At 67.1% G+C, this 3,729-nt stretch carries 3 protein-coding genes; all 3 read right to left on the reverse strand.

Translation table 11 applies throughout. The features are described 5' to 3' along the window. Positions 1–1,520 (reverse strand): potassium-transporting ATPase subunit KdpB (gene kdpB, locus ABZ656_RS56975; RefSeq protein ID WP_360280489.1); only part of this gene is annotated, 1,520 nt, incomplete at its 3' end. Next, positions 1,517–3,181, reverse strand: a complete 1,665-nt coding sequence (gene kdpA / locus ABZ656_RS56980) for a potassium-transporting ATPase subunit KdpA (RefSeq protein WP_101407724.1) — start codon at positions 3,179–3,181, stop codon at positions 1,517–1,519. The genes kdpB and kdpA, both read right to left, overlap by 4 nt. A gap of 8 nt (positions 3,182–3,189) precedes the next feature. Beyond that, positions 3,190–3,279, reverse strand: coding sequence for a K(+)-transporting ATPase subunit F (gene kdpF / locus ABZ656_RS56985; RefSeq protein ID WP_016434100.1), 90 nt, complete (start codon positions 3,277–3,279; stop codon positions 3,190–3,192). Between the last annotated feature and the right edge of the window lie 450 nt (positions 3,280–3,729).

Below are 3,729 nucleotides of genomic sequence, written 5' to 3' on the forward strand. Positions count from 1 at the left end.
TTGGCCGTCAGCGGGTTGTCACCCGTGATCATGATGGTCTTGATGCCCATCCGGCGCAGCTCGTCGAACCGCTCGCGCATGCCTTCCTTGACGACATCCTTCAGGTGGATGACGCCAAGGACGCGAGCGCCTTCGCCATCCTCAATGGCGACAAGAAGCGGGGTACCACCGGCCTCCGAAATCCCGTTGGCGAGGGTGTCGGCGTCCTCGGAGACCGTGCCGCCCTGCTCCTGGACCCAGGTGATGACCGAACCGGCCGCGCCCTTGCGGATCTTGCGCCCGTCGACGTCCACACCCGACATACGGGTCTGGGCGGTGAAGGCGATCCACTCGGCGTGCGCCAGCTCGCCCTGGTGCCGCTCGCGCAGCCCGTACTTCTCCTTCGCCAGCACGACGATGGAACGCCCCTCGGGCGTCTCGTCGGCCAGCGACGACAGCTGCGCCGCGTCCGCCACCTCGGCCTCGGTCGTCCCGGTCACCGGCACGAACTCCGACGCCTGACGGTTGCCGAGCGTGATGGTGCCCGTCTTGTCCAGCAACAGGGTGGACACATCGCCCGCCGCCTCGACCGCACGGCCCGACATGGCCAGGACGTTGCGCTGCACCAGCCGGTCCATGCCCGCGATACCGATCGCCGAGAGCAGCGCGCCGATCGTCGTAGGGATCAGACAGACCAGCAGCGCCACCAGCACGACCATCGTGAGATGGGTGCCCGCGTAGTCCGCGAACGGCGGCAGGGTCGCCACCGCGAGCAGGAACACGATCGTCAGCGACGCGAGCAGGATGTTCAGCGCGATCTCGTTCGGCGTCTTCTGCCGGGCCGCGCCCTCGACCAGAGCGATCATCCGGTCGATGAAGGTCTCGCCGGGCTTCGTCGTGATCTTGATGACGATCCGGTCCGAGAGGACCTTCGTACCGCCGGTCACAGCACTGCGGTCGCCGCCGGACTCCCGGATGACCGGAGCCGACTCACCGGTGATCGCCGACTCGTCGACCGAGGCCACACCCTCGACGACGTCACCGTCGCCGGGGATGATGTCACCCGCCTCGCAGACGACCAGGTCACCGACGCGCAACTCGGTACCGGGAACCTCCTCCTCGGTCTTGCCATCCGAGGAGAGCCGACGGGCCACCGTGTCGGTCTTGGCCTTGCGCAGCGTGTCCGCCTGCGCCTTGCCGCGGCCCTCGGCCACCGCCTCCGCCAGGTTGGCGAAGATCACGGTCAGCCACAGCCAGGCGCTGATCGCCCAGCCGAACCAGTCACCCGGGTCCTTGAAGGAGAAGATCGTCGTCAGGACCGAGCCCACGAGGACCACGAACATGACGGGGGACTTGACCATCACCCGCGGGTCGAGTTTGCGGACGGCGTCCGGCAGCGACTTGATCAGCTGCTTGGGGTCGAACAGACCGGCGCCGACCTTGCCTTCGTCCTTGTGGCCGGTCGGCACATCACTGTGCGGCGCCCGAGTGGGAGTAGTCGTGGACACGGCGTCCTCTTGGTTGTCTATACGTGTGGTCATGACGCCAGCCCCTCGGCCAACGGACCCAGCGCGAGCGCCGGGAAGTAGGTCAGACCGGTGATGATCAGGATGGCGCCCACCAACAGGCCGGTGAACAGCGGCTTCTCGGTGCGCAGGGTGCCCGCGGTGGCCGGGACCGGCTTCTGCTCGGCGAGCGAACCGGCCAGCGCCAGCACGAACACCATCGGCAGGAACCGGCCCAGCAGCATCGCGATGCCGATCGTGCTGTTGAACCACTGCGTGTCGGCGTTCAGGCCCGCGAAGGCCGAGCCGTTGTTGTTGGCGCCCGAGGTGTAGGCGTACAGGATCTCGGAGAAGCCGTGCGCGCCCGAGTTCGTCATCGAGTTGCCCGGGGTGGGCAGGGCCATCGCCGCCGCGGTGAAGATCAGCACCAGCGCCGGGGTGATGAGGATGTAGCAGGCCGCGAACTTGATCTCGCGGGTGCCGATCTTCTTGCCCAGATACTCAGGCGTACGGCCGACCATGAGCCCCGCGATGAACACCGCGATGATCGCCATGATCAGCATGCCGTAGAGACCGGAGCCGGTACCACCGGGCGCGATCTCACCCAACTGCATGCCCAGCATCGTGATGCCCCCGCCCAGACCCGTGAACGAGGAATGGAAGGAGTCCACCGCACCCGTCGAGGTCAGGGTGGTCGACACCGCGAAGATCGACGAGGCGCCGACACCGAAGCGGTTCTCCTTGCCCTCCATCGCACCGCCGGCGATGTCGAACGCGGGGCCGTGGTGGGCGAACTCGGTCCACATCATCAGGGCGATGAAGCCGAGCCAGATCGTGGCCATCGTGGCGAGGATCGCGTAGCCCTGCCTGATCGATCCGACCATGCGGCCGAAAGTGCGGGTCAGCGCGAACGGGATGACCAGCAGCAGGAAGATCTCGAACAGGTTCGTAAACGGGGTCGGGTTCTCGAAGGGGTGCGCGCTGTTGGCGTTGAAGTAGCCGCCGCCGTTGGTGCCCACCTCCTTGATGGCCTCCTGCGAGGCGACCGCACCGCCGTTCCACTGCTGCGAGCCGCCCATGAACTGGCCCACCGAGTGAATCCCGGAGAAGTTCTGGATCGCACCGCACGCCACCAGCACGATCGCGGCGACGACGGAGAGCGGCAGCAGGATGCGGATCGTGCCGCGCACCAGGTCCGACCAGAAGTTGCCCAGCTCACCGGTGCGGGAGCGCGAGAAGCCCCGTACGAGCGCCACGGCCACCGCGATACCGACCGCGGCCGAGACGAAGTTCTGCACCGCCAGACCGGCGGTCTGCACGACGTGGCCCATGGCCTGCTCGCCGTAGTACGACTGCCAGTTGGTGTTCGTGACGAAGGACGCGGCGGTGTTGAACGCCTGATCCGGGTCGATGGCGGCAAAGCCGAGCGAGCCGGGCAGGTGGCCCTGGAGGCGCTGCAGCAGGTAGAGGAAGAGGACGCTGACCGCGGAGAAGGCGAGGACACCGCGCAGGTACGCGGGCCAGCGCATCTCCGTGTTCGGATTGGCGCCGATGCCCTTGTAGATCCACTTCTCGACGCGCAGGTGCTTGTCCGAGGAGTAGACCTTGGCCATGTAGTCGCCGAGCGGGACGTAGGCGAGCCCCAGTGCCACTATCAGAGCGAGCAGCTGGAGCAAACCGGCAAGAACGGGACTCATATCGCTTCTCAGAACCTCTCCGGGAAGATCAGGGCGAGGACGAGATAGCCCAGCAGGGCGACGGCCACGACCAGGCCGACGATGTTCTCGGCGGTCACAGCTTCGTCACCCCCTTGGCGACGAGGGCCACCAGCGCGAACACCGCGATCGTGGTGACGACGAAGGCCAGATCGGCCATCGCGAACTCCTAGATGAGGTTCGGATCGAACGGACTGTTAGAGGAAAGCGCCTCCGTGGCCGGATTCGGCCGCCGTTGACACCTCTCTTACGGCAGTCCGTACGCCTTTGACGGAACTCTTACGCCCGACACGTCCACCGGGGGAACTAATCCACCCGGCCGCCTGAAGACGCGATCGGCCCGCACCGGCGAGGTGCGGGCCGTCGAGGCGGCCGCATCAGGAGATGCGGAACCGCAGCCGGCAGATCACCGCGTCCGTGTCACGGCGCACCGCATGGGCGACGACCGCGCCCCGCTGGTTCTGGAGCAGCCGCTGCCACAGCCGGTCCGGCTCGACCTCGGGAATCAGCACGGTGACCCGGGTGCCGGG

The organism is Streptomyces sp. NPDC007095 (assembly GCF_040634475.1).
In the GTDB taxonomy this organism is placed as follows: domain Bacteria; phylum Actinomycetota; class Actinomycetes; order Streptomycetales; family Streptomycetaceae; genus Streptomyces.

What these genes read in the sequence shown, in the direction of transcription:
- kdpA (WP_101407724.1), bottom strand. Translation starts at nt 3,181, where the DNA reads ATGAGTCCCGTTCTTGCCGGTTTGCTCCAGCTGCTCGCTCTGATAGTG.